The organism is Pelomonas lactea (assembly GCF_043555885.1).
Lineage (GTDB): Bacteria > Pseudomonadota > Gammaproteobacteria > Burkholderiales > Burkholderiaceae_C > Pelomonas > Pelomonas lactea.
Genome location: NZ_JBIGHX010000003.1, coordinates 502,774 through 525,474, shown reverse-complemented (window position 1 = coordinate 525,474; position 22,701 = coordinate 502,774). Strand labels below are relative to the sequence as shown.

Genomic DNA, 22,701 nt, shown 5'->3' with positions numbered 1-22,701 from the left:
CGAGATGACCCGACCGGGTCGTCAGCTGATCTTGGCCAGCATCGCGGCCTCGGTGGCCTCGTCCCAGGCCAGCGGGTACAGGCAGCGCGCCTGGGCCACCAGCTCCGGCCGACCGCCCCACAGCGCCACCTGCTCGCGCACGGTGGCGAAGTCGATGCTCATCAGCACGGCCGGCGCGTTCACGCGCGGGTTGTGGCGGGCCGCCGTGTACGGCAGCAGGCCCAGCCAGCGGCGGTAGAAGGCCACATGACGCGGGTTGACCTCAATGATCAGCCGCTCGCAGCGCGCGCGCCGGTGCGCATGCAGGTAGCCCAGGTGGAAGACCTGCGCCAGCACGCGCTTGGGATCGTGGGAATGCTTGTCCACTGCCAGGCTGCCGAACTCGCACAGCTTGATGCCGGCGGCCCGCCACTCGGACAGCTCCTCCTCGAACAGCAGGTCAGCCTTGAGGCCGCCGACACCGTCGAAGCGCACCGTCAGCGTGCCGACGATCTTCTCGCCGTCGCGCGCCGTGCAGACCACGTCGCCGTCCTCGTTGCGGCTGCTGAAACGCTCGCGCGTGACAGCGAGCCCGCGGTCGCCATAGCGGCGCTCCACGAGGCCCAGCGCGTCGCCCTCTAGCGCGCCGAAGTCGCTGTTGAGCTCCAGCGGCGGCCCTCCGAACGGGTTCAGCGGCGCGCGCTGGCTTTCTTTGAAGAATGGGATCATGACTGCGTCCTGGCGCACCCGACGTGCACCGAGGCGGCAGAGTCTAGGGAGAGAAATGTGACTTTTCCCGAGCGGACACAGACGGATACATGTGCTTTCCCGGGCAAATCGGGTTTGTACGCCCCACAAACCGGGGACGATGTTGCGCCGCAGCGATGCAGGCAAACGACGAAAAAAAGGCCACGCGATGCGTGGCCTCGTGTCGGGGCGCTGCAGCGCAGCGCTCAGGCTGCGTAGCGGGCCGCCAGGCGGTTCATGTTGGTCATGGACAGGCGGTGCATCTCGATCAGGCCGATCAGGCCGTTGCGGTGCAGCTGCAGCACCTTGTCGTCGGCCAGCTCGCCGTACTTCTTCTCGTCCAGCGCCAGGAAGCCTTCGACGTCGATCTTCTCGCCGCTGGGCAGCGTGGCCTCGAAGCGCATGTCCTGCAGCAGGTCCAGCTCGACCAGCAGGTTGCAGATCAGGCGGGTGCGCTCGGCTTCCTGCTCAAAGTTCTCCAGGAAGCTGCGGGCGTTCAGCAGGAACTCGGTGGGTTCGCCGTTGCTGAACAGCGCCTCGCCGGTGGTTTCGTTGAAGCCGGCCCACTTGCTGTCGTAGCAGACGGCCAGGTTGTTGGCGTTGCCGTCCAGGCGCGCCATCGCGAACGGGTAGCGGCGCACGTAGGCCGGCACGTAGTTGGCGGTCCACTTGTCGCCGTCGATGAACAGGTTGGAGCCGGCCTTCAGGCCCAGCACGGCCAGCGGGGCCACGGGCGGCTTGCCGTCGGCGCCGGGTTCACCCGCGCGCACGAAGACGATGGGGAATTCCTTGCAGGCGTCGCCGAACTCGACGGCCGCCAGGAACACCGAGTTCTGGTCGGCCACCTGGCCGACGACGGCCTTGGCCGTGTCCAGCTTCAGGTTCTTGTGGGCTTCGCGGTCCAGCGGCGCGAGTTCGCCGTACATCGGGGGGTTGCTCATGTTCTTTCTCCAGTTTCCTCGGCCAGACGACTGACCAGCACTTTGTCCACACGTTTGCCGTCGAGGTCCACGACCTCGAATCTCCACGCGTCCCACTCCACGACATCGGTCGTGCGCGGCAAGCGCCCCAGCAGCAGCATGATCATGCCGGCCAGGGTGTTGTAGCGCCCACGGTCCTCTTCGGGCAGTTCCTTGAGCTCCAGGCGGTCCTTCAGCTCGGGGACCGGGATCAGGCCGTCGATCAGCCAGCTCCCGTCCTCGCGCTGCACCGCCCAGGCGTCGCCGTCGCTGGGGGCGTTGAACTCCCCGGCAATGGCTTCCAGCACGTCGCGCACGGCAATGACGCCCTGGACCTCGCCGTACTCATCGACGACGAAGACCAGCGGCGCGTCCGAGACGCGGAAATGTTCCAGCAACTCCATGCCCGACAGCGTCTCGGGCACGAACAGCGGCGGCTCCAGGCCCGCCGTCAGGTCCAGCGGCAGGCCTTCCAGCATGCCGGCCAGCAGCGCCGGTGCGTTGGCCACCCCCAGCACCTCGCTCAGGTCGCCACGGCAGACGGGGTAACGGCTGAAGCCATGCTCACGCAGCACGGCCAGCACCTCCGCCGGCGTCGCGTCGACGTCCAGCCAGGCGATCTCGGCGCGCGGGATCATCATGGAGCCGATCTGGCGCTCGTCCAGGCGGAAGACGTTGCGCACCATCTGGTGCTCATGCTCCTCGATGACGCCGGCGTCCAGGCCTTCCTCCAGGCTGGCGGCGATCTCTTCTTCGGTCACACCGCGCTGGCCCTTGTTGCGCAGGCCCAGCAGGCCCAGCGTGAACTCGGTGGCGAAGCTCAGCAGCTTCACCAGCGGCCGCGTAGCCGTCGAGATGACGTTCATCGGCGGCGCCACCAGGCGGGCCACCGTCTCGGGGTAGATCTGGCCGATGCGCTTGGGCACCAGCTCGCCGAACACGATGGTCAGCAGCGTGATGATGACCACCACCAGCGCCGTCGCACCGATCTGCGTGGCCTCGGGGTTCAGCCGGAAGGTGTCGGACAGCCAGTGCGACAGCGGACCGGAGAAGGCCGCGTCGCCGACGATGCCGTTCAGCACGCCGATGCCGGTGATGCCGATCTGCACCGTCGACAGGAACTTGGTCGGGTTCTCGTGCAGGTCCATCGCGGCCTGCGCCCCGCCCTCGCCGCTCTCCACCATGACTTGCAGCCGGGCCTTGCGGCTGGCGGTCAGCGCCATTTCCGACATGGCGAACAGGCCGTTGAGAAGAATCAGGAAGAGAACGAGAGCGGTGTCCATCGAAAGCGCCTGCCGGTAGACCCGAGGCGGCGCGGGGTCAAAACGAAGCCCGGGAGACTAGCAGATGCCCATGACAGCGCCCAGCGAACATTCCCGGGGAGCCTCACACCGGCACCAGCAGGGCCTCGCAGCGGTCGGCCACCGCGCGGATGGCGTCGACCTGGTCGAAACCGGCGTGGCTGGCCGCAAAGGCCTGCGCGGCGGCCTGCAACGTCGCATCGGCCAGCGCCCGCTTGACCAGGCGCGGGAACTGCCCTGCCGCCGCCTCGGGGATGACCACCGCCGCCCCCAGCGCCTCGACACCGCGGGCAAACATCGTCTGCTCCAACTGCTGCGGGAACAGCAGCAGCGGCTTGCCGGCCAGCAACATCGCGCAGACGGTGCTGACGCCGGCGTGCAGCACGGCAACGTCGCAACCGTGGCGCGCCTGCTCGATGTCCAGCGGCTGGCGCGAGATCCAGAGGTGGTCGCTGGAGAACTTCTCGACGGTGCGCTTGGCCACGCCGGGGATGTGCACCAGCACGCGGGCGTCCAGCCCGGCCAGCACCGCCAGCAGCGCATCCAGGCCGCCGTAGTCCGGCTTCAGGTAGGCGAACACCTTGAGCGCGCCCTTCGGCGGCCAATGCACCGCCTCACCGCGGCCGAGCGCGTAGATGGGGCCGACGAAATGGCCGCCCACGCGGCCGGGATAGTGATCCAGCGCGGCGAAGGTGGCAAACACGTCGGCGCCGCCGGACAGGATGTCCAGCACCCCCTCGACGGGCGGCGCTCCCAGCTCGTACAGCACCTGGTTGGCCACGCTGAGCACCTGCTGCTCCGAATCCAGCAGCCGCGCCGGCGGCGGCGGCTTCTGCCACCAGCGCAGCGGCGGCAGCGGGCGAGTCGCCGGCGGCACCTGGAACCCGTTGGCCAGGTTGATGCCCGGCAGGCCCAGCCCGCGGCTGGCCAGCACAGCCGTGGGCGCGTAGTCGAACAGCAGCGCATCCACCTGCAGTGCGGCCAGCAGGTTGCGCCAGGCGCGGCACATGCCCAGCAGCGCCGGCGGGTCCAGGAAGCCCACCCCCATCAGCAGCTCTGGCAGGCTGAGTGGGTCCGGCAGGTTCATGACGCGCCCCACCCACAGCGGCGCCTGGTACCACTTGAAGCCGTGCGGCCCCAGCAGCCGCTCCGCCTCCACCAGCTCGCGGATGATGAACACGACCTCGTGGCCGCGCTGCTGCAGCGCCCGGGCCACCGGGATCATGCGTCCCAAGTGCCCATAGGCGCCGCCGAGTTCCCAGATGAATGCGTAGCGAGCCATGGCGCGCGAGTCTAGGGTTGAAAGACAAGCGGCACCCGCAGGTGCCGCTTGCAAGTGGCGCTGGCGCCGTCAGCGGGCGGAGCCGCCGCGCCGGCGTCGGCTCACCAGCAGGCCGCCGCCGGCCGCCGCCAGCAGGGCCAGGCTGCCCGGCTCGGGCAGGGCCACCGCCTCGGCGGTCAGCAGGAAGTCGGCGCTGACGGACGGCTCGTTGCCGTTGAACGGGTCGCCCGAGCGGGAGATACCGTTGAAGTTCACGCACGGCACATAGGGCTGCTCAACCCCCTCTTCGGCAACCAGGGCGTAGCCGCCGTAGTTGTTGCAGCTGCCGGAGCTCTGGGCGCCGTCGATGTACTGGCCGCTGACCGTCGAGATGATGTCGTAGTCGATGGTGATGGTCTCACCGGCCGCCACCAGCCCCATGTCCACCGAGTAGGCGCCGCCCGAACCCCAGACCGAATTGGAATCGGCCGCGGCGCAGGAGGCCCAGGCACCCAGCGCACCGATGTCGCTCTCGGAGCAGTTGACCGTGGCGCCAACCTGCGTGATCAGCGTATCGCCCTGGCTGACGACGCTGCCGTTGCGACGGATCTGCAGGCGCAGGTTGGCCGAGCCATTGCCCGTGCCCCACAGCCCCACCTCACCGCCGTCCAGGTTGAAGCTGAAGTTCAGCGCGACGGCACTGCCCGACGTGTTCGTGTATGTGCCGCTGTAGAGGGCGCTGGTCTTCGCGTAGAAGTCCAGGCCTTCGCCGGAAGCGCGCGCGCCGAAGTAGGTCGGGCTGCTCGTGAAGCCGTAGGTGTGGAAGAAGACGCTGGAGCCGGCGGCACTCTTGGTGTTCAGGTAGTCGCCGCCGGTGCTCGGCGGGGAGAAACCGTCCTCCGCCATCGCATCGACCTCAGGCGCGCCATTCAGCGCGTAGACGGCGGTCAGCGAAATGGAAGGATCGGCAGCGGCGGGCAGTGCCACGCCGGCACAGGCCGCGGCGACCAGCAGGCTCAGCAGCTTCGCGCGCGGGGCAAGGTTGTCGTTGTACATGGGAGGTCTCCAAGATGAAACGGGTCCAGGCACCAGCCTGGGGCGGGCCTCTTCTGCAAATTTCGAGCCACTATTAATTTCTTTGACGGCACAAGCACTTGGCGATCACTTGCGGAATTTTTTCGCGCCCATGTCAGGAATTCCGACATCCCTAGTCCGTTTAGCATGACGGGATGAACTACCTCATCGGCGACGTGCAGGGTTGCTGCGATGCGCTGGAGCGCCTGCTGACCCGCATCGACTTCTCCCCGTCGAGGGACCGGCTGTGGTTGCTGGGCGACCTCGTCAACCGCGGCCCGCAGTCGCTGGCCACGCTGCGCCGGTTGCAGGCGCTGGAGGCTGCCGCCACCTGCCTGCTGGGCAACCACGACCTGCACTTGCTCGCCGTGGCGCATGGCGTGCGGCCCGCGCACCGCAGCGACACGCTGACCGCATTGCTGGAGGCGCCCGACCGCGACGCGCTGCTGGCGTGGCTGCGCCAGCAGCGACTGGCCGTGTACGAGGCTGGCTGGCTGATGGTGCACGCTGGCGTTGTGCCGCAGTGGAGCCGCGACGACACGCTGGCCGCCGCCGCCGAGGTCGAGGCGGTGCTACGCGGCCCGGCCCTGCCCGACTTCCTGCATGCCATGTACGGCAACGAGCCCGCCCGCTGGGACCCCGCCCTGACCGGCACGGACCGGCTGCGAGTCACCGTCAACGCGCTGACGCGGCTGCGCTTCTGCACGGCCGACGGCCACATGGACCTGAAGACCAAGGACGGCACCGGTGCCGCGCCCGTGGGCTACCAGCCGTGGTTCGACGTGCCCGGCCGGCGCACCGCCGACACACCCATCGCCTTCGGCCACTGGTCCACGCTGGGTCTGCTGGACCGGCCGACGCTGCTGGGACTGGACACGGGCTGCATCTGGGGCGGCCGGCTGACGGCGGCGCGCATCGACGGCACATCGCGGGAAATCATCCAGGTCGACTGCGAACAAGCGCAAAAGCCTGGCGGCTGAGCCGGCACCCTTAGAATGCGACTCCCTCCGGAAGCGTGGGAGAGTGGTTTAATCCAACGGTCTTGAAAACCGTCGAAGGTGTGAGCCTTCCGTGAGTTCGAATCTCACCGCTTCCGCCACCCCGCTTGAGGCGTGGAAATGCTGAGTGCGACTTGAAGCGATGACTTGCACCAGGTGCAAGTCTTAAGTTCATTTCGCAGGTGCAAGTCTTAAGTTCAACAGCCCCGTCAGGGGCTGTTTTCTTTTGTACTTGCGCAACTTTCCTACAGCCGATCGCCCTCAAGGGATCAACTCAACCTCGCTTTGATCAAACTGAACCGCCCCGGGTTTCGAGGAGGCTCAACACTCTGAGAGGATTGAGCCATGAGCAAGTCGAACAAGTTCTCGCCCGAGGTGCGTGAGCGCGCGGTGAGGATGGTGCAGGAGCACCGAGGGGAGTACCCGTCGCTGTGGGCGGCCATCGAGTCCATCGCGCCCAAGTTTGGCTGCGTGCCGCAGACGCTGAACGAGTGGGTCAAGCGCGCAGAGGTCGATGCCGGCGTGCGCGAGGGCGTGACGACCAACGAGGCGCAGCGCGTGAAGGAACTCGAACGCGAGGTGCGCGAACTGCGCAAGGCCAACGAGATCCTGAAGCTGGCCAGCGCGTTTTTCGCCCAGGCGGAGCTCGACCGCCGCATCAAGTCCTGAAGGCCTTCGTCGACCGGAATCGCCAGCAGTTCGGGGTCGAGTCGATCTGTCGCGTTCTGCAGATCGCCCCGTCAGCGTATTGGCGCCATGCTGCTCGTCAGCGCAGCCCGGTGCTGTGCTCGCGTCGCGCGCAGCGCGATGCGAGCCTGGCGCCCCAGGTACAACGCGTGTGGCAAGCCAACTTCCAGGTGTACGGGGCTGACAAGGTCTGGCGTCAGCTCAACCGCGAGGGTGTGGCGGTGGCGCGCTGCACTGTCGAGCGATTGATGCGTCAGCAAGGCCTGCAGGGTGTGCGCCGAGGCAAGGCGGTGCGCACCACCGTCCCCGACCCCAAGGCGCCATGCCCGCTGGACCGGGTCAACCGGCAGCTCCGCGCCGAGCAGCCCAACCAGCTCTGGGTCTCAGACTTCACCTACGTCTCGACTTGGCAGGGCTGGGTCTACGTGGCGTTCGTGGTGGACGTGTTCAGTCGGCGCATCGTGGGCTAGCGCCAGAGCAGTTCGATGCACACCGAGTTCGTGCTCGACGCGCTGGAGCAGGCGCTGTATGACCGCAAGCCGTCCGACGACGGCAGCCTGACGCACCACTCCGACAGGGGTTCGCAATACCTGTCCATTCGCTACAGCGAGCGGCTGGCCGAAGCCGGCATCGAACCGTCAGTGGGCTCGAAGGGCGACAGCTACGACAACGCCCTGGCCGAGACCATCAACGGGCTCTACAAGGCCGAGGTGATCCACCGGCGCCGGCCGTGGAAGACCAAGCAGGCGGTGGAGCTGGCAACGCTGGAATGGGTGGCTTGGTTCAACCACCATCGATTGATGGAGCCGCTGGGCTACATCCCGCCGGCCGAGTTCGAGGCCAACTACCATCGACAACGCGCTGGTCAGGCCGCGACCGTCTGACTTAAACCAACGGGCCTCCGCAGAACCCGGGGCGGTTCAGAACGCCTCGTCGCTTCGCCAGCGCCCTGGCCAGACTGCAGCGTCCAGCCCGCCGGCGTACTTCCTGGACGATGCCGAAATTGAAGAGTCCCAACAGGATGCGCTGCCCGCTTCATACCGGCCTGTGTGCGTTCGGCGCTTGTCAGCGACGGGCAACGTGGGCTACGGTGGCGTTCCGCTCAGGCCGTTGAACCTGCTTCGTTCGACGAACTCGAAAGCAAATGGCGAGAAGGCCGGCTGAGACGAGTGCGAGGCTGGATGGCTCGGGGACGCTGGGGACCGGGGGATGGTCGGCCATGAACACACCGGATTGGCTCCAGTAGGTCAGGCCGGCCGGAAGGTCCCAACTGAAGCGGGCAGTGTGCGAGTAGTCCGCTGAACCGCCGTGATAGGCATAGGTCGCGAGGCCGGCCGTCACCCACAGTTCGAGCGTGGACTCCGGCCCGCCCGGCATCATGATCTCGCCTGCAATGGTGTCGCCGTTTTGCACGTAGTGCCAATTGAGGTTCGATGCGGTCAACCCGATCGACGCTCCAAACTGCGCCCAGGCATTGCTTCGGCTATAGCCCCCGGGGCCGTCGTCTTCGCTGCCGTCGATGGTGAACTTCCATTTGATGACGCCTGGCTCCTTGAGTTTGCTGCCGTCGAAGACAAGCTTGTCTCGGAAGGTCACGCTGGAGGTGGCTGCGGATGGATTGCAAGGGCCTGTCCCCAACTTCCAATTGCAGCTCGCAGGTTGGTTGGGGGTGGAGAAGGACATCGAATGCAAGGAGCCGTCCGCCAGGCTGCCGAAGGACGTCGCCTGGTTGCCGTACTTGTCCAGCAAGTCGATGGTTGCGCTTCGGTACCAGTCACCTCCACCCTGAGTCAGGCTCCCGTTGCCGCCAGGCTTGGCGTCAACCCAGACGCCAGGAACAGGCACAGCGTGGACACCCAGACTGGCCGCGGCGCATCCGGCGACCAGCAGACCTTTAAAGATTCTTGACCTATGCATCTTTTTACCCATGTCTTGCGTTCACTGGTGACAGCGCGCCACGCGACGCTGTCAGCTTGCCGGGCGCCCGTTGCGAGCGCCTTGGCTGCACGTACTTTGCAGGACCCGGCTGGCGCTGACATCGCCCATTGGAACCATTGAGTTCCAATTGCGCCCGCGCGTTGGCCCGCGGGCGGGCATCGGCAGGCGCATACGCCGATCGCTGCTATCGGTGCTGGTTCCTTTACCGCGCTGCCGCCTTGCCGATATTCAAGTCAACGCGTCGGAGCGGGCACCTGTCTTCGAGACTTGAGGCTCACCGCGTGTCGACAACAAGTGGACGCAGCGCGTTCAAGGCCCACGCGCCGAGCGCCATGCCCCAGGCGATCAGCGCGAACCCGGTCGTTCGTTGGTCGTCGACGAGGTAGTTGACACACAGCTGCTGCTCAGCATCCAGGTAGAGCAACCCTGCCGATGCGGTCATCCAGCCCGCGTTTGCCAAGAAAAAGGCAGCGATGACGGGCGTGAAGCGAGAGCGTGCCGTTTGGAGCACGCCCCCTGCCAACACCCACATCCCGTACTTCAGCAGTGCGGCAGCAGGATCCAGCACCGCCATATCCAACGCGGCAGGCACCATCCACAGCGCCAATATGCAGGAGGCCGTGGTCGCTGAGAACAGTCCACTGGCATCGACACGCGCCAGAAATGGCCAGCGGCGGGGAGCAACGCTGCCAATCAGCCAACCGGCGAAGAAGAGCAGCGGCAGCTCCAAGGCCATATGCAGGCTCATTCGGCTCTCCATCCAGGCACGCACTTCGGGCAGGCAAAGGAGTACGAGCAGCAGCAACAAACCGAGACCGCCAGACCTCTTCATGGCCGCGCCTCGTCAAGCTGCTTCGCCAGTGCCAGCGCGCGCTGCCACTCGGTGGTGTCGAAGATGCCAGCCAGCCGGCCGCTGCGATCGACGACGTGCAATGCGCCGTTGTGAGCAAACCCGCCGGAACCATCGGCCACGGCGATCACACCCAGTTTTCGACGCGCCTGCTGCCCATCGTCTGCGGTTCCTGGTGCGGCGAGGGTCCACAGCCGCTCGTCCGCCCGGTGACGCTTGCCGTAGGCGGTCAATGCTGGCGGCGTGTCTCGCAACGGGTCGACGGACACGGACAACAGGCGAACACCCGATGCATCCTGCTGAATCTGCTGCTGCGCCTGAAATAACTCCACGCCGAGTGACTGGCAGACCGACTCACAGCTCGTGTAGATGAAGTCCACCAGCATCACCTGTCCATTGCCACCGGCTTGAAAACGCAGCGGTCGGCCGGACGAGTCGATGAGTTCCATCGCCGGGAAATGCATCTCGCCGTTGGCAGCAGCCTGACGACGCAGCCCTTCAAAGGTCCAATGCTCGAACCCTGCAGTGAGTCGACCCACGGCGGTCACGAAGGCGGCCAGCAGTAGCGCGCAGGCCAGCAGCGTGATCCCCAGGCGACCCTGCATGGCGCGGCCCGCCTACACCGCCTCGTAGTCGACGGCGACGCCGTCCACGACGATGAAACGGGCGAACTGCTGGAAGAAGCCGTAGAACAGGTTGCGGCCTATGCCCTGAGCGGTGAGCTGCAACTCGTCGGCAACAGGCCCGGGGAACAGCTTTGAAGTGTTGGCGTTCCACAGCGAGACCCACCGCAGGAAATGCGCCGGCCTCACATCGGCGATCTCCGCAAGCGCGACATGCTTCTGGAATACATTGCCCCTGAAGCTGCGGGTGCCCAGCATCACGGTGCTCCAGAAGTCCGTCATGCGTTCCAGATGCGCATCCCAGGCGGCCGGCGGGATGGCGGCTGCGAAGACCGGACCGAGCAGATCGTCCTGCTGCACGTCGTCATAGAACGCTCCGACCAGGCGGCGCAGCGCCGGGCGGTCCACCGCCTCCAGGAGTTCCGCATCCAGGTTGGCCATGTCAGGCTCCAAAGGCCTGCGCGGCACTCAGGGCCAGCGCGACGGCCAGAAACACGCCGAACCAGGACTCGCGCCGGCCACCCTTTTCCTCCTGAGCAAACTCGATATCGCAGCGCGTGCCGCCTTCATAAATACATTCGCAATACATCAGTCAAACTCCATGTCGCCCCGTGGGCGATCCAATCAATCGTGGGGTGGCAGATCCTTGTCACCGGTGAAGGGGGTCGTGCGCTCCTTGTGCGCCTCGCGCACTTGCGCCACGGTCTCGGCGCTGACAGCCGCAGCGCTGTTCCCCCATTGGGAGCGCACATAGGTCAGCACCGCCGCAACCTGCTCGTCACTCAACTGGCCACCGAACGCAGGCATCGCGCCGTTGTAGCTGCTGCCCTTCACCGACAGATTGCCCGTGATGCCGTGGAGCACGATGGCGGAGGCCGTGCTGTCCTTGCCACTGACCCACTCGCTGCCGGCGAGCGGCGGGAACACGCCCGGCAAGCCCTGGCCATTGGCCTGATGGCAGGCCGCGCACAGTGAGGCGAACAGCGCAGCACCGTCTGCCTTCGCGGCCCCCCTGCCCTTGCTACCGCTGAGCTCGGCCGCCTGTCGGCCATCTCCCCAGGCCGCCGGGCTTTCGATGTCCGCTTGGCTGATGTAGGCGATGCCGAACGCAAACAGCAGCGCCACCAGCATGATCAGCGGCCAGGGAACGGGCTGCGTCTGCTCATGGGGGTCGGGGTTTTCGCGCTGCTGTTGCGCCGAGATTTGAGGATCGGGTGTCATGTCGGCTCCTGTCGATCAAGGCTTGGCGGCGGCCGAGGCTGCGGGCATGGGCGCCTCCAGCACCGGATAGCTGTGGTTGAGGGCCTTGAGATAGGCCACCAGATCCAGCGCATCGCGGTTGGCGGCGACGAACTTGCCCGGCGGGGCGTAACCGGGTGGCAGCTTGACCTCGACGTCACCGCTGTCGAGCTTGACCTTGACGTCGAACAGATAGGGGTAGCTCGGCATGACGCTGCCCTGCACATAGGCCCGTGGCTGGTAGAGGTGGCCAAGATGCCACTGGTCGCTGGGCTGACGTGCGCCGATGTTGAACAGATCGGGGCCGGTACGCATCGTGCCCAGCAGGTGCGGCGTGTCGTAGGCATAGTCCGCCGCGACGCTGGCGCGCCCCCAGCCTCGGGCGGTGTCAGGTGCGAAGCTCTTGGCACGCGGCTGCTGGGAATGGCAGTAGACGCAGCCGTTGGCGATGTAGACCTGGCGGCCACGCAGCTCGGTGCTGGTGTAGGGCTTGAGCCCTTCCGGCGCCTTCACGTCCCGGACCGTCATATAGGGCACCACCACCAGGATGCTGGTGGCGACGCTCAGCATCGTCATGCCACCGGCGATGAGTTTGGTTTCGTTGTGCATCGCCGTCCCCTTACAGCGTCTTGAGCAATGTGGGATCGCTGCGCCCCGCGGACCACCCGGCGAGCAGCATCAGGAAATGCACGGCGAAGACCACATGGCCCAGTCCCATCAGCGCGCCGCCGATGCTGCGCGCCTTCAGGTAGGGCAGCGTCAGCGACACGGAGTCCATGAAGGGTCGGCTCTCGTCCAGCATTGCCTGGCCCTGCAACCAGCCGCCCACGGTCAGCGACACGAAATAGATCGTGATGCCTATCGCCGCCAGCCAGAAGTGCGCGGCGATGAGGCCTTGAGACGGCCACTCTCGACCGCTGATGCGCGGCATGATGAAGTAGATGGCGCCGAAGAACACCATGGTCACGAAGCCGTACAGGCCCAGGTGGGCGTGCGCCACGGTGAAGTGCGTGAAATGAGCCACCACGTTCACGCTGCGCAGGGCCTCGAAGCTGCCCTGGACGGAGCTGGCTGTGTACATCAGGCCGCCGAAGCCGATGAAGCGCAGCGTCGGCGACGTGCGCAGCGCATCGAGGCGGCCCTTCAGCGTCTGATGCTGGTTGACCGTGAAGGCGACGACCGGAACGATCATCATCATGCTCTGCACGATGGACAGCGTGATGAGCCAACCCGGCACCGGCCCGCCGATCAGGTGGTGGCCGCCGACCTGGCCGTAGAAGAAGGCCAGCCCCCAGAAGCCCAGCAGCGACAGGTTGTAGCTCTGCACCGGCCGACCGACGACCTTGGGCAGGAAGTAGTAGACCGAGGCCAGCGCCAGCGGCGTGTAGAACAGGCCGAGCACGTTGTGGCCGAACCACCAATTCGTCGCCGCCTGCTGCACGCCGCGGTGCAGGTCCGGAATATTGCCCACCAGGAAGAGCACCGGAAACCAGAACAGCGCGCAGCCCATGTACCAGACGGACACATAGAGGTGCTCCACCCGGCGGTTGAGCAGCGTCAGCACGAGAGGCACGCCCACCAGCGCACCGCCGATGACAAACAGGATGTCGATCTGCCAGGGAATCTCCAACCACTCCAGCCCATCGCTGAAGCCGGCTGCAATGGCCCCCAGCCCGGCAATCAACGCCGCGTTCCACAGCGCCGCGCCGAGGAAGGCGTACCTGGCGCCCACGAGTTCCGTCTTCAGCAGACGCGGGATGACGAACAAGGCGATGCCCAGGCCCGCCATCGGCGCCCAGCCATAGGCCACCGCGTTCAAATGGATGGTGCGGATGCGACCGAAGGTCAGCCAGGCCTGGGCCACCAGCCAGTCGGGCTCATGCAGCTTGATCGAGGCAGTGAGGCCGGCCGCCGAGGCGACCAGCAGCCAGGCGAAGGCGCAGGTGAAGAAGAAGAACACGAGTGGCGCCGTCGAGGCGTCGGCCCGCGCGCGCTGCACCAGCTCGTCGTTGACCGCCGGCGGGACGCGGCCGGCAGCGGGGTCCTCGACGCTGCCGATCTCGCCCGGCGCGAAGATGACCTCGGCCCCCTTGGCGCTGCGTTCGAACATGCCGCTGCGCTGCGTCCAGATGAAGACCAGCAACGCAACCACCGAGAGGACGAAGGCCGACAACAAGATGCCAACAGTGCTCATGCGAGCCCTCCTTGAGACCGAATGGAAGAACGCTGCCGCGCCAGCACGACGAGTGCGGCCAGCTTGAACAATTCGAGAACCACATAAACCGCGTGATGCGGCGAAGCAGCCGGGGCGGCACCTTCAGTCAGCAGCGCAAGCCGCAGGTCCAGTGCCGGCATGAGCACCCGCTGCTGCACGGCCAGGAAGCCGCAGGCCATCAGCAGGCAGCACCAGGCCGCACGCCCATCGGCCTTGGTCGGCACCACGACGACTGCCAACACGGCAAAGGCGACCCATTGCATCCCGTGCGACCCATGGAAGATCGTGGAGCCGACTGACACCAGTTGCGCGGAGGTCAACCCAGGCGTCAGGAACTTCACCGGTTGAGCGAAGAAGGAAATGCCGGCCAACATGCAGATCAACAGCCAGGGCAGCACTGCGGCGAATGAGAAAGAAGATGTGGCCCTCATGTCAACCGTCCTGCCCATCCGCTCTAGGGCCCAACAGCCACTTCGCATACACGGCCAGGTAGAGCGCGAACGCCGTGGCGAAGCAGGCACCGGCAGCGACCAGCGCCCCAGCGGTCGCCGCCGGCCAGACCAGCGGTACCGCCACCCGAAGGCAGGCTGAGGCAGCCACCAGCGCATAGGCCAGCGTTTCCGCCCTGCCGACCTGCAAAGGGCGACCCGTGTGGCCGCGCGCGGTGCGGGTCATCATGGCGACGAGGAGCCCCGCCGTGGCACCTACGGCAAAAGCATGCAGCGCCGGGGACACCGGCAACTGCAGCCACAGGGAGAGGGCCAGCAGCAGCAGCCCCAGGGGTATCCAGGCATAGGCCAGGTGCAGCGACCACAGGATGGGCCTGCGCAGGGTCACCTGCGGCGCCCAGCTGAGCAGACGCCAGGCGTGCAAGGCTGCCGCACCGCCCAGCAGGACCGCCGTGAGTCCGACCGGCCCGTCGAGCAGCCAGGCAGCAAGACCCAACAGCGTGGCCGCCATCAGCAGGCGCTCGCGCCAGGCGGGGATGGCATTGTCGAGACCCGGTGTCACATTGCGCGTGAAGAAGGGGATGACCCGCCCGCCGATCACCGTCTCCAGCACCACCAGCAAGGCGAGGGCCGCCTGCAGGGCGCGGTGCGGCGACCAGTCCAGCGCTCCGCTCGCACCCAGATGGAAAGCCAGGTTGGCCAGACCCAGGCCCGACAACACGACAGCCACGCCGGCGTTGCGCAGATTGCGGGACCGCACCAGCAGGTCACCGAAGAGCGCGGCCGCGAGCGGCAGGAGGACCACGTCCAGAACGAAGAAGACGGGATAGGGCGCGGCAAGTGCAGCCACACGGGCCAGCAGCCACAGCAGCGCGAACGAGGCCAGTTGCGAGCCACGCGGCGTCGGCAGCCCTGTCCAGGTCTTGCCGGCAGTGAACAGAAAGCCCACGACCACGGCGGCCACCATGCCGAACAGCATCTCGTGCGCATGCCAGAGCGACGGCGCCAACCCCGTGGCGGGTGCGAGCCGGCCGGTGAACACGGCCCACCACAGCGGCATCAGCGTCGCCCCGGCGAGGGCAGCCAACAGGTAGAACGGTCGGAAGGCCAGCCTCAATGGCGGCCAGCCGCGCGGCGCGAGCGCCGGCCCCTGATTCAGCAGCGGCAGCTGGGGATGCATCGGCTTCATGGCTTGCTTCAAAGATGTATTGCTTATGCCAGTTTAAGACGACAACAGGCAAGTCAGCAAGCAGATTTTCGTTCCGCAAGCTAGAATAAAGATGCATTCATGGAGATTGTTCGATGCGCCTGACGGTCTACACCGACTACACCTTGCGCGTGATGATGTACCTGGCCGTCCGCTACCGTGAAGGCGGCTTGGCGACCATTGACGAGATCGCCAGGGCCTACGACATCTCCCGCAACCATCTGACGAAAATCGTCAACGAGCTGGGGCAGACCGGCTTCGTGATGACGGTGCGGGGTCGCTCGGGCGGCCTGCGCCTCGCGAAAGACCCGACGGAGATCTCGATCGGCGCCATCGTCCGCATGGCCGAGAAGGACTTCGCCATCGTGGCCTGTCATGACCCCGAGACCCCTGCCCAGTGCGCCATCCAGCCCAGTTGCAATCTGCGGCGCCGGTTGGCGCGCGCGATGGACGCCTTCATGGCCGAGCTGGACTCCATGACGCTCGCAGAATCCATCGCGGCGCCAACGGTCGCGGCCTCGCTGCTGGGCATGACAACGCAGCCCGTCGTCATGATGCCCAGGAAGTCGGCGCGGGCCACAACGCCAGCGGGCAAGCGCTGACGAGGACCCGCCCCGCCTGGATCTCAGTGCGTATGGCCGGCAGGCGCTGCAACAGCAGGCCTGACGATCAGTCTCACCGCCGGCGCACGCGGGCGCGGGTTGTCTGCGGTCGGTCGCTCGGCCCAGTTCCACTCCCCCTCGGTGCAGACCTGCCGCACCGCAAAGGCGAGTTCACCCGCCTCCACTGGCAGCGAAGTACGCAACACGAACTCGTCGTACCAGGCGTCCTGCAGCTGATTGGCCTCGCCGTTGGCTAGCCAGCGCACCTCGGCCAGCTCATCGATGATGGGCTGGCCGTGGCTGTCGTAGGGCGACTTGAGCATGCGGCGCTTGGTGGTCAGCGTCCAGCCGGGCTTGGGGCTGGGCTTGGCGCCGCGCAGGCCCTCAGGCAGCGTGACGATGATCTCCTTCGTCGCCGCGCCGTTGCAACCGTGGCCCACCTTGAAGACAGCGCGGTAGCTGCTCCCGGCCATGGCCTCGGGCTGCTCCAGCGTAATGTGGGCCTGGGCGCTACCCGCCAGCGCGAGCAGCATGGTGGTGAGGGTGGTTCTCATAGATCGAACTTCAGCTCGGCCGAATAGCTGCGCTGCGGATAGGGGTGGAAGTTCCAGTACTTGTCGTTGTTCAGGTTGTCGATGCCGAAGGCGGCGTTCCACTGGCGGTCGATCTTCCACAACACACGCAGGTCGGCCGTGGCGTAGCGACTCACGCCCATATAGGCATGGCCATTCACGTCGGCGTTGTTCAGCGTGCGGTACTGGCGGCCGCTGTAGCGGGCCGCGAGGCTGGCACTCCAGTGATCGTCGAAGCGGTAGGCGGCCAGCGCCGTGGCACGCCAGCGTGGGATATTGGGCTGCCAACGGCCGAGGGTGTCGCCCGGCACGTTGACGAAGCCGGCATTGGCCTTGATCTTGGAGTCCGCATAGGTGGCGCTGGCCGTCAGGTCCAGCCCCTTCAACAGCCAGTCCGTCGCGGCCAGCGTCGCCTCCAGCCCGGTCGTGGCGATCCGATCGATGTTCTGCACGCGGCTGATGTTCTTGTTGGCTGCGGCGTCGAAGCTCGTCTGCGAGTACAGCGAATCGCGCGTCGTCTCCGCAAACAGCGTCAGGCGTGACTGCAGTGCGCCCCAGGCCTGTTCGGCGCTGAACTCCGCCGTCCAGGACTTCTCGGGCTTCAGGTCGGGGTCGTTGATGTACTGCGAGTTCGTCGTCGACGTGGCGCCATAGAGCTCGCCCACCGTCGGCATTCGGACCGCACGACCCACCGAAGCCTTGAGCACCGTGTCCACCGTGGCCTGCCAGGCCAGGGCGGCCTTGGGCGAAACGAAGTTCTCGCGGCGCGCGGCGTAGCCCTGGCTGGCCGTGGCCGAGAAGTCCGTGCGGCCATTGCGGGCCTGCCAGGATTCGGCGCGCAGCCCCAGCACGGCCTTCCAGTCTTCAGCCAGCAACCAGGCGTCCTGCGCATAGGCCGCCTGCAGCCGTGTGTCACCGCGCACCGCCGAAGCCAGCGTGCCGGGCGCATCGGCAAGATAGTTGCCGCCGATGTTGGACGTCTGGTAGCGCAGCTGGTAGCTGTCCTGCTGCAGGCCCAGGTCGACGACATGGCCCGTGCCGGCGGGCCGCCAGATGCCCTTCAGGGCCAGCGTGTGCCAGCCCGTGCCGCCACCATCGGCCAGCGTGCCGGCGCCACCTGTCCACGCGCCAGGCTGAGGGTTGCCTGCGGCGTTTTGGCGCTTCTCATCGCGCTGGTAGTCGTAGAGGCTGGCTGCCAGCTCCCAGTCCCATTCACCGCCGCTGCGGCTCTTTACCGAGACGCCGTGCATGACGTGCATCAAGCGCTCCCGCGTAAGCGCGAAGTCGCCGCCCGTCAGCGGGGCGAACTGCTTGCCGTCGATGACGATGGGGCCGCTGTAGACGGGCTTGCCAGCAGCGTCGCGCAGCCAGCTCTCGGAGTTACCGTCGGCGTCGTTGCGCCAGCTGCCCAGCACATAGCTAGCCCGCAGCGTCGGGCTGATGTCATAAGCCAGCTTGAGCTTGAAGTGGTCCTGGCGCGTGCTGTAGGTCGTTGCCGAGCCCAGCATGTACCAGGGCTGGCCGTTGCTGTTGGGCACGAGCAGGGCACCGGTCACGGGCGTGCCGTTGGTTGCCGCAATGCCTGTGCTGGCCAGGCGGTTGGCAAAGGTCAGCGGCTGGCCGTCGCTGTCGGTGTGGTTGAGGTTGAGCCACCAGCTGAAGTCGCCCGCACGGTCGCCGATGGAGGCGCTGGCCTGCCAGGCGCGGTAGGTCGCCTTACTGCCGTACAGCTCGAAGGGTTGGGTGACATAGCCCAGCTTGGCGTGAGCCTCGAACTTCGTCGGCATGCGGGTCACATAGTCGACGACGGCGCCGGCAGAGTTGCCCGGATAGGCCGCAGAGAACGGCCCGTACATGACATCGACGCGCTCGATCTCCTCGGGCGTTACCAGCCCCCAGCGCGGCGGAAAGCTCAGGCCACCGACGCCGTTGCCGAGGTAGTTGGACAGCAGGATGCCGTCGGCGTAGACGGCCGAGCGCGCGCTGTTGCCAGTGCCCGAGGCCCGGCTGGAGAGGATGGCGTGGTTGTAGTCGCCGATGTAGCGCTTGCGCACCAGCAGGCTGGGCAGGTATTTGAGCGCATCCTCGGCATCGGTCGCGTTGATGCAGCGCTCGATGTCCTCACGCGTGACGGTCTCACGCGTGGTCGGGATATTGGTGGGGAGGGAACTGGGCGCCGCGCCCTGCACGCGCACCAGCGCGAGTTTCTGCACCGGTGCATGCTCATCGGCACATTCATCGCAGGCGAATGCGCTGCCGGCGTAGAGGGCTGCCAGCACCACCGACAGCTGGCCGGCGAGCGGATGGAGGCGGGGAGCGCCTCGACGGAGTTTGCTTTTCATTGGAGAGCCTGAATTTCGTTGGGACGCGACCACCCCTGGCGCAGTCGTGATGCACCACGGCGGGCGGTATCGGAAGAGGTTTTAGGCCCGAGGAGGGCCGCGGGACAGCGCCCGCCGGGGCGGCGGGACGATCCCTTCGGAAGGCAGGGTCGCAAGCTCGGCGTGGCGCAGGGCGGCTCCCATGTCGACGCCGACTTGAGCCGCAGGGGGCGCACTTCCCAGCCCCGGGATCACGCAGAACGCGCAGTAGTCAAGCCCCGGCAGACCCTTCACGTGGCAATGCGGGGCGGCCGCCGACGCCAACCAACGCCCAGCTTCGGTCCTCAGGCAGCGCGAAACGCTTGGCGCAACGCAGACAAGCACGAGCAGCAGCAGGACCAAGCTGCGGCGCAGCCCGGTGATCTTGCTTTGCTTGCCAACGTAAAGATGCATAACAAATTCACTTTAACATGTGCGAGCCAAGCATGTTCAACAACCACTCAAGCCTTGAGACATCTGCGAAATCCCCCTTAAACATGCACGGGCTTTGCTTGTTTAAATTGCATGATAAATGTATCTTTTGGCTTCACCCAATGTTCGGAGGTCCCATGAATCCAGGCCAAACCGCAGGCCGCCCGGGGCGCAAGTCCATCGCCGCAGCTGCACTGCTGGCAACGCTGATCTCAGGTCAAGCCTGGGCCGCCAAGCGCGAGTTCGAAATGAACATCGAGGACACGCGCATCACCCTGGTCGAGAAGCAGCAGTTCCACACCTTCGCGTTCGCCGGCCAGGTGCCGGGTCCGCTCTTCCATGTCGACGAGGGCGACGACATGGAGGTCAAGGTCAACAACATGACCGCCCTGCCCCACACCATCCACTGGCACGGCATGCTGCAGCGCGGCACGTGGAAGATGGACGGCGTGCCCGACGTGACGCAGGAGGGCATCAAGCCCGGCGACAGCTTCACCTACAAGTTCAAGGCCGAGCCGTCGGGAACGATGTGGTACCACTGCCATGTCAACGTCAACGAGCACGTCGCGCTGCGCGGCATGTGGGGCCCCTTCATCGTCAAGCCCAAGGCGCCAACGGCGCTGGAGAAGCGGGTCACCAAGGACTTCATCCTGATGCTGTCCGACTGGGACTCGAAGTGGGCCAACAAGCCAGGCTTCGGTGGCCTGCCCGGCGACAAGTTCGACTACTTCACCATCAACGGCCGCGCCTACCCGGACACCGAGCCGCTGCGCATCACCAAGGGCGATGTCGTGCGCATCCGCCTGATCGGCGCCGGCGACCTGGTGCACTCCATCCACATCCACGGCCACGCGTTCAAGATCGCATTCAAGGACGGCTTCCCGCTGCCGCAGCCCATCACCGGCGACACCGTGCTGGTGGGGCCGGGCGAGCGCTACGACCTGATCTTCGAGGCGGACAACCCCGGCCGCTGGATGGTGCATGACCACGTCGACAGCCACACCATGAACGGCGACCGCCCGCACGGCGGCCTGATGACGGTCATCGAATACACCGAGGTCAAGAGCGACGACGCCTTCTACCCGTGGAACAAGCGGGTGCCCAAGCCCAACTTCTACTACCAGGACTCGCTGAAGAAGGGCCCCGGCATCTACACCAACGAGACCTTCCAGGGTCAGGCCGTGCAGTGAGGGCGCCGTGATCAAGCTTCTCCTCTCCACACTGGCGGCAGCGGCGGCATTGGGCGCCGCCGCGCCTTCGCACGCCGCATCGGGCGCCGAACTGCTCAAGAGCCAATGCGTGGCCTGCCATGCGGTCACGAAACCGGCCGAGGCCAGCGTCGAACGCCTGCTGCAACGCAAAGGCCCCGACCTCTACTACGCCGGCAGCAAGTTCAACCGGGACTGGCTGACGGCCTGGCTGCAGCAGCCGACCGTGCTGCGCCCGGGTGGCGCGATGTTCCTCAACGCGGTGAAGCCGGGCGAGGCCGGCAGCGCCGATGTCGTCGACGCCGCCAAGGTCACGCCGCATCCCAAGCTCAACGCCGCGGATGCCGCCGCCGCCGCCGACGCGCTGATGGCTCTGACGACGCCAGACCTCGTCGCCAAGGGCGCGTTCAAGGGCGATCCCGTCAACGCCTCGATGGCATCGCTGCTGTTCAACAAGCTGCGCGGCTGCGCGTCCTGCCACTCGGCCAAGCCGGGCGCAGGGGGCGGCTCGGGCCCCGAGTTGTTCAGCGCGGGCGATCGGCTGCAGCCGGACTACGTCGTCGAGTACATCCGCAACCCGCAGAAGTTCGATCCGCACGTCTGGATGCCTCGCCTGGACCTGACCGACGCCGACGTGCAAAAGCTCAGCGGCTACATCAACACCCTGAAGCAAGGAGGCGCCAAATGACGCGCTGGCTCGCTCTCATGGCAGCCTGCCTGGCCGGCGCCGTACAGGCGGCCGAACCGCCTGCCCGCGCGGTGCGCAACTACAACGCCTACTGCGTGCAATGCCACGGCATCAACCGCGACGGCAACGGCATCAACAGCCGCGACATGGCCGTCAAGCCACGCGACCACACCGACACCAAGGGCATGGGCGACACGCCCGACGAGCTGCTGTTCAAGGCCATCAAGGGCGGCGGACTGGCAGTCGGCAAATCCGTCCTGATGCCCCGTTGGGAGGGCGTCATGACCGACGAGGAGATGGGGGAGCTGGTGGCCTATCTCCGCATCGTCAGCAAGACCACCGCGAAATGAAACCCTCGACCGAAAGGAACCCCGTGAAAAAGACGACCCTGGCCCTGGCGCTTGCCCTGGCCGCCCTGGGCGCTGCCCAGGCCAAGACCGTGCAGGTCACCCTGACCGCCAAGGAAGTGGAACTGCCCATCGACAACAAGGGCACCATGTACCGCGCCTGGACCTACAACGGCCAGATCCCCGGTCCCGTGGTTCGCGTGACGGAAGGCGACATCGTCGAGTTCACGCTGGTCAACGACAAGACCAGCAAGAACTCCCACTCCACCGACTTCCACGCCGCCCGCGTCGACGTCGTCAAGGAGTTCGAGTCCATCAAGCCGGGCGAGAGCAAGAAGTTCAGCTTCCCGGCCACCTACCCGGGCACCTTCTTCTACCACTGCGGCTCGGATCCCATGATCCAGCACATCGCCCGCGGCATGTTCGGCGTCATCATCGTGGACCCCAAGGATCCGAACGCACTGCCCAAGGCCGATCGGGAGTACGTGCTGGTCCAGTCCGAGCTCTACCCGAACCCGGACAACCAGGCCGAGATGATGGCCGGCAAGTGGACCAACACGATGTTCAACGGCGGCGTCTTCAAGTACGACCCCGTGCACGACCCCGCCGCCACCCGCATCCTGCAGGCCAAGCCGGGTGAGCGCGTGCGCATCCACTTCGTGAACGCCGGCGTCAACGAGTTCTCGTCCTTCCACCCCATCGCGGGCATCTGGGATCGCGTCTACGTCAGCGGCAATCCGAAGAACGTCATCCACGGCGCGCAGAGCTTCACCGTCGGCCCCGGCGACGGTGCCGCCTTCGACATCATCTCGCCGGTCGAGGGCGCCAACGCACTGGTCAGCCACGTAATGAAGCAGGCCCTCACAGGCGCCATCGCCATCCTGCAGTTCAGCAACGACGCCGACCCCAAGGCCGGCAAGGGCGACAACATCGTCGTCCGCTGACGGCGCCACGCTGAGCGGCCC

At 66.4% G+C, this 22,701-nt stretch carries 23 protein-coding genes, 1 tRNA gene, 1 pseudogene and 1 other annotated feature; of the genes and pseudogenes, 8 read left to right on the top strand and 17 right to left on the bottom strand.

Annotation, left to right across the window (positions count from 1 at the left end; genetic code table 11):
- Positions 1-21 precede the first annotated feature (21 nt).
- From ACG04Q_RS10925 to ACG04Q_RS10905, 5 genes are all read right to left on the bottom strand, one after another.
- The gene (locus ACG04Q_RS10925; RefSeq protein WP_394510953.1) at positions 22-708 is read right to left on the bottom strand and encodes an N-acyl amino acid synthase FeeM domain-containing protein; all 687 of its coding nucleotides are present in this window, start codon (positions 706-708) and stop codon (positions 22-24) included.
- A 224-nt stretch (positions 709-932) separates the two neighbouring features.
- Positions 933-1,667 (bottom strand): SapC family protein, encoded by a 735-nt coding sequence (locus ACG04Q_RS10920; RefSeq protein WP_394510952.1) that lies wholly within the window; start codon positions 1,665-1,667, stop codon positions 933-935.
- The gene (locus tag ACG04Q_RS10915; RefSeq protein ID WP_394510951.1) at positions 1,664-2,968 is read right to left on the bottom strand and encodes a hemolysin family protein; all 1,305 of its coding nucleotides are present in this window, start codon (positions 2,966-2,968) and stop codon (positions 1,664-1,666) included. The genes ACG04Q_RS10920 and ACG04Q_RS10915 overlap by 4 nt, the downstream gene beginning before the upstream one ends.
- Before the next feature lie 103 nt (positions 2,969-3,071).
- On the bottom strand, positions 3,072-4,268 hold the full coding sequence (locus ACG04Q_RS10910) for a glycosyltransferase (RefSeq protein ID WP_394510950.1): 1,197 nt from the start codon (positions 4,266-4,268) through the stop codon (positions 3,072-3,074).
- A 69-nt stretch (positions 4,269-4,337) separates the two neighbouring features.
- Positions 4,338-5,303, bottom strand: coding sequence for a PEP-CTERM sorting domain-containing protein (locus tag ACG04Q_RS10905; protein ID WP_394510949.1), 966 nt, complete (start codon positions 5,301-5,303; stop codon positions 4,338-4,340).
- A gap of 173 nt (positions 5,304-5,476) precedes the next feature.
- On the opposite strand from ACG04Q_RS10905, the gene ACG04Q_RS10900 reads away from it, so the two are divergent.
- From ACG04Q_RS10900 to ACG04Q_RS10890, 3 genes and pseudogenes are all read left to right on the top strand, one after another.
- Positions 5,477-6,301, top strand: a complete 825-nt coding sequence (locus tag ACG04Q_RS10900) for a symmetrical bis(5'-nucleosyl)-tetraphosphatase (protein WP_394510948.1) — start codon at positions 5,477-5,479, stop codon at positions 6,299-6,301.
- Between the two features lie 29 nt (positions 6,302-6,330).
- Positions 6,331-6,420, top strand: a tRNA-Ser gene (locus tag ACG04Q_RS10895).
- 244 nt (positions 6,421-6,664) lie between these two features.
- Positions 6,665-7,890: pseudogene (locus ACG04Q_RS10890) on the top strand (IS3 family transposase).
- Positions 6,943-7,059 (top strand) — a sequence feature (AL1L pseudoknot). (Overlaps the previous pseudogene by 117 nt.)
- A gap of 181 nt (positions 7,891-8,071) precedes the next feature.
- Here the strand turns inward: ACG04Q_RS10890 and ACG04Q_RS10885 are convergent.
- The 10 genes from ACG04Q_RS10885 to ACG04Q_RS10840 form a co-directional block, all read right to left on the bottom strand.
- Complete coding sequence (locus tag ACG04Q_RS10885; RefSeq protein ID WP_394510947.1) at positions 8,072-8,755, bottom strand: PEP-CTERM sorting domain-containing protein; 684 nt, start codon at positions 8,753-8,755, stop codon at positions 8,072-8,074.
- 463 nt (positions 8,756-9,218) lie between these two features.
- Positions 9,219-9,776, bottom strand: coding sequence for a hypothetical protein (locus ACG04Q_RS10880; RefSeq protein ID WP_394510946.1), 558 nt, complete (start codon positions 9,774-9,776; stop codon positions 9,219-9,221).
- Positions 9,773-10,399 carry an SCO family protein gene (locus ACG04Q_RS10875; RefSeq protein ID WP_394510945.1) on the bottom strand — a complete coding sequence of 209 codons (627 nt, stop codon included), beginning with the start codon at positions 10,397-10,399 and terminating at the stop codon, positions 9,773-9,775. Before ACG04Q_RS10875 ends, ACG04Q_RS10880 begins: the two co-directional genes overlap by 4 nt.
- 12 nt (positions 10,400-10,411) lie before the next feature.
- The gene (locus ACG04Q_RS10870; protein ID WP_394510944.1) at positions 10,412-10,858 is read right to left on the bottom strand and encodes a group III truncated hemoglobin; all 447 of its coding nucleotides are present in this window, start codon (positions 10,856-10,858) and stop codon (positions 10,412-10,414) included.
- 1 nt (position 10,859) lies between these two features.
- Positions 10,860-11,006 (bottom strand): hypothetical protein, encoded by a 147-nt coding sequence (locus tag ACG04Q_RS10865; protein ID WP_394510943.1) that lies wholly within the window; start codon positions 11,004-11,006, stop codon positions 10,860-10,862.
- Positions 11,007-11,041: 35 nt separating this feature from the next.
- Positions 11,042-11,638 carry a c-type cytochrome gene (locus ACG04Q_RS10860; protein ID WP_394510942.1) on the bottom strand — a complete coding sequence of 199 codons (597 nt, stop codon included), beginning with the start codon at positions 11,636-11,638 and terminating at the stop codon, positions 11,042-11,044.
- A 15-nt stretch (positions 11,639-11,653) separates the two neighbouring features.
- Positions 11,654-12,265: a cbb3-type cytochrome c oxidase subunit II gene (locus ACG04Q_RS10855; RefSeq protein WP_394510941.1), complete on the bottom strand. Its 612-nt coding sequence runs from the start codon at positions 12,263-12,265 to the stop codon at positions 11,654-11,656.
- A 10-nt stretch (positions 12,266-12,275) separates the two neighbouring features.
- Complete coding sequence (locus tag ACG04Q_RS10850) at positions 12,276-13,850, bottom strand: cbb3-type cytochrome c oxidase subunit I (RefSeq protein ID WP_394510940.1); 1,575 nt, start codon at positions 13,848-13,850, stop codon at positions 12,276-12,278.
- Positions 13,847-14,302 carry a hypothetical protein gene (locus ACG04Q_RS10845; RefSeq protein WP_394510939.1) on the bottom strand — a complete coding sequence of 152 codons (456 nt, stop codon included), beginning with the start codon at positions 14,300-14,302 and terminating at the stop codon, positions 13,847-13,849. Before ACG04Q_RS10845 ends, ACG04Q_RS10850 begins: the two co-directional genes overlap by 4 nt.
- A gap of 1 nt (position 14,303) precedes the next feature.
- Positions 14,304-15,509 (bottom strand): NnrS family protein, encoded by a 1,206-nt coding sequence (locus ACG04Q_RS10840; protein WP_394510938.1) that lies wholly within the window; start codon positions 15,507-15,509, stop codon positions 14,304-14,306.
- 113 nt (positions 15,510-15,622) lie between these two features.
- Here ACG04Q_RS10840 and ACG04Q_RS10835 point away from each other — a divergent pair, with 113 nt between their 5' ends.
- Positions 15,623-16,129, top strand: coding sequence for an RrF2 family transcriptional regulator (locus ACG04Q_RS10835; protein ID WP_394510937.1), 507 nt, complete (start codon positions 15,623-15,625; stop codon positions 16,127-16,129).
- Between the two features lie 23 nt (positions 16,130-16,152).
- Here the strand turns inward: ACG04Q_RS10835 and ACG04Q_RS10830 are convergent, their stop codons facing one another.
- Positions 16,153-16,683 (bottom strand): YcnI family copper-binding membrane protein, encoded by a 531-nt coding sequence (locus ACG04Q_RS10830; protein WP_394510936.1) that lies wholly within the window; start codon positions 16,681-16,683, stop codon positions 16,153-16,155.
- Positions 16,680-19,043, bottom strand: coding sequence for a TonB-dependent receptor (locus ACG04Q_RS10825; protein WP_394510935.1), 2,364 nt, complete (start codon positions 19,041-19,043; stop codon positions 16,680-16,682). Before ACG04Q_RS10825 ends, ACG04Q_RS10830 begins: the two co-directional genes overlap by 4 nt.
- Before the next feature lie 587 nt (positions 19,044-19,630).
- On the opposite strand from ACG04Q_RS10825, the gene ACG04Q_RS10820 reads away from it, so the two are divergent.
- The 4 genes from ACG04Q_RS10820 to ACG04Q_RS10805 are packed head-to-tail and all read left to right on the top strand — an operon-like array spanning position 19,631 to position 22,680.
- A complete protein-coding gene (locus tag ACG04Q_RS10820) occupies positions 19,631-20,683 on the top strand; it encodes a multicopper oxidase domain-containing protein (RefSeq protein ID WP_394510934.1) in 1,053 nt (350 codons plus the stop codon).
- A gap of 7 nt (positions 20,684-20,690) precedes the next feature.
- A complete protein-coding gene (locus ACG04Q_RS10815) occupies positions 20,691-21,389 on the top strand; it encodes a c-type cytochrome (protein ID WP_394510933.1) in 699 nt (232 codons plus the stop codon).
- On the top strand, positions 21,386-21,739 hold the full coding sequence (locus ACG04Q_RS10810; RefSeq protein ID WP_394510932.1) for a c-type cytochrome: 354 nt from the start codon (positions 21,386-21,388) through the stop codon (positions 21,737-21,739). The genes ACG04Q_RS10815 and ACG04Q_RS10810 overlap by 4 nt, the downstream gene beginning before the upstream one ends.
- A gap of 23 nt (positions 21,740-21,762) precedes the next feature.
- Positions 21,763-22,680: a multicopper oxidase domain-containing protein gene (locus tag ACG04Q_RS10805; protein WP_394510931.1), complete on the top strand. Its 918-nt coding sequence runs from the start codon at positions 21,763-21,765 to the stop codon at positions 22,678-22,680.
- Positions 22,681-22,701 lie beyond the last annotated feature (21 nt).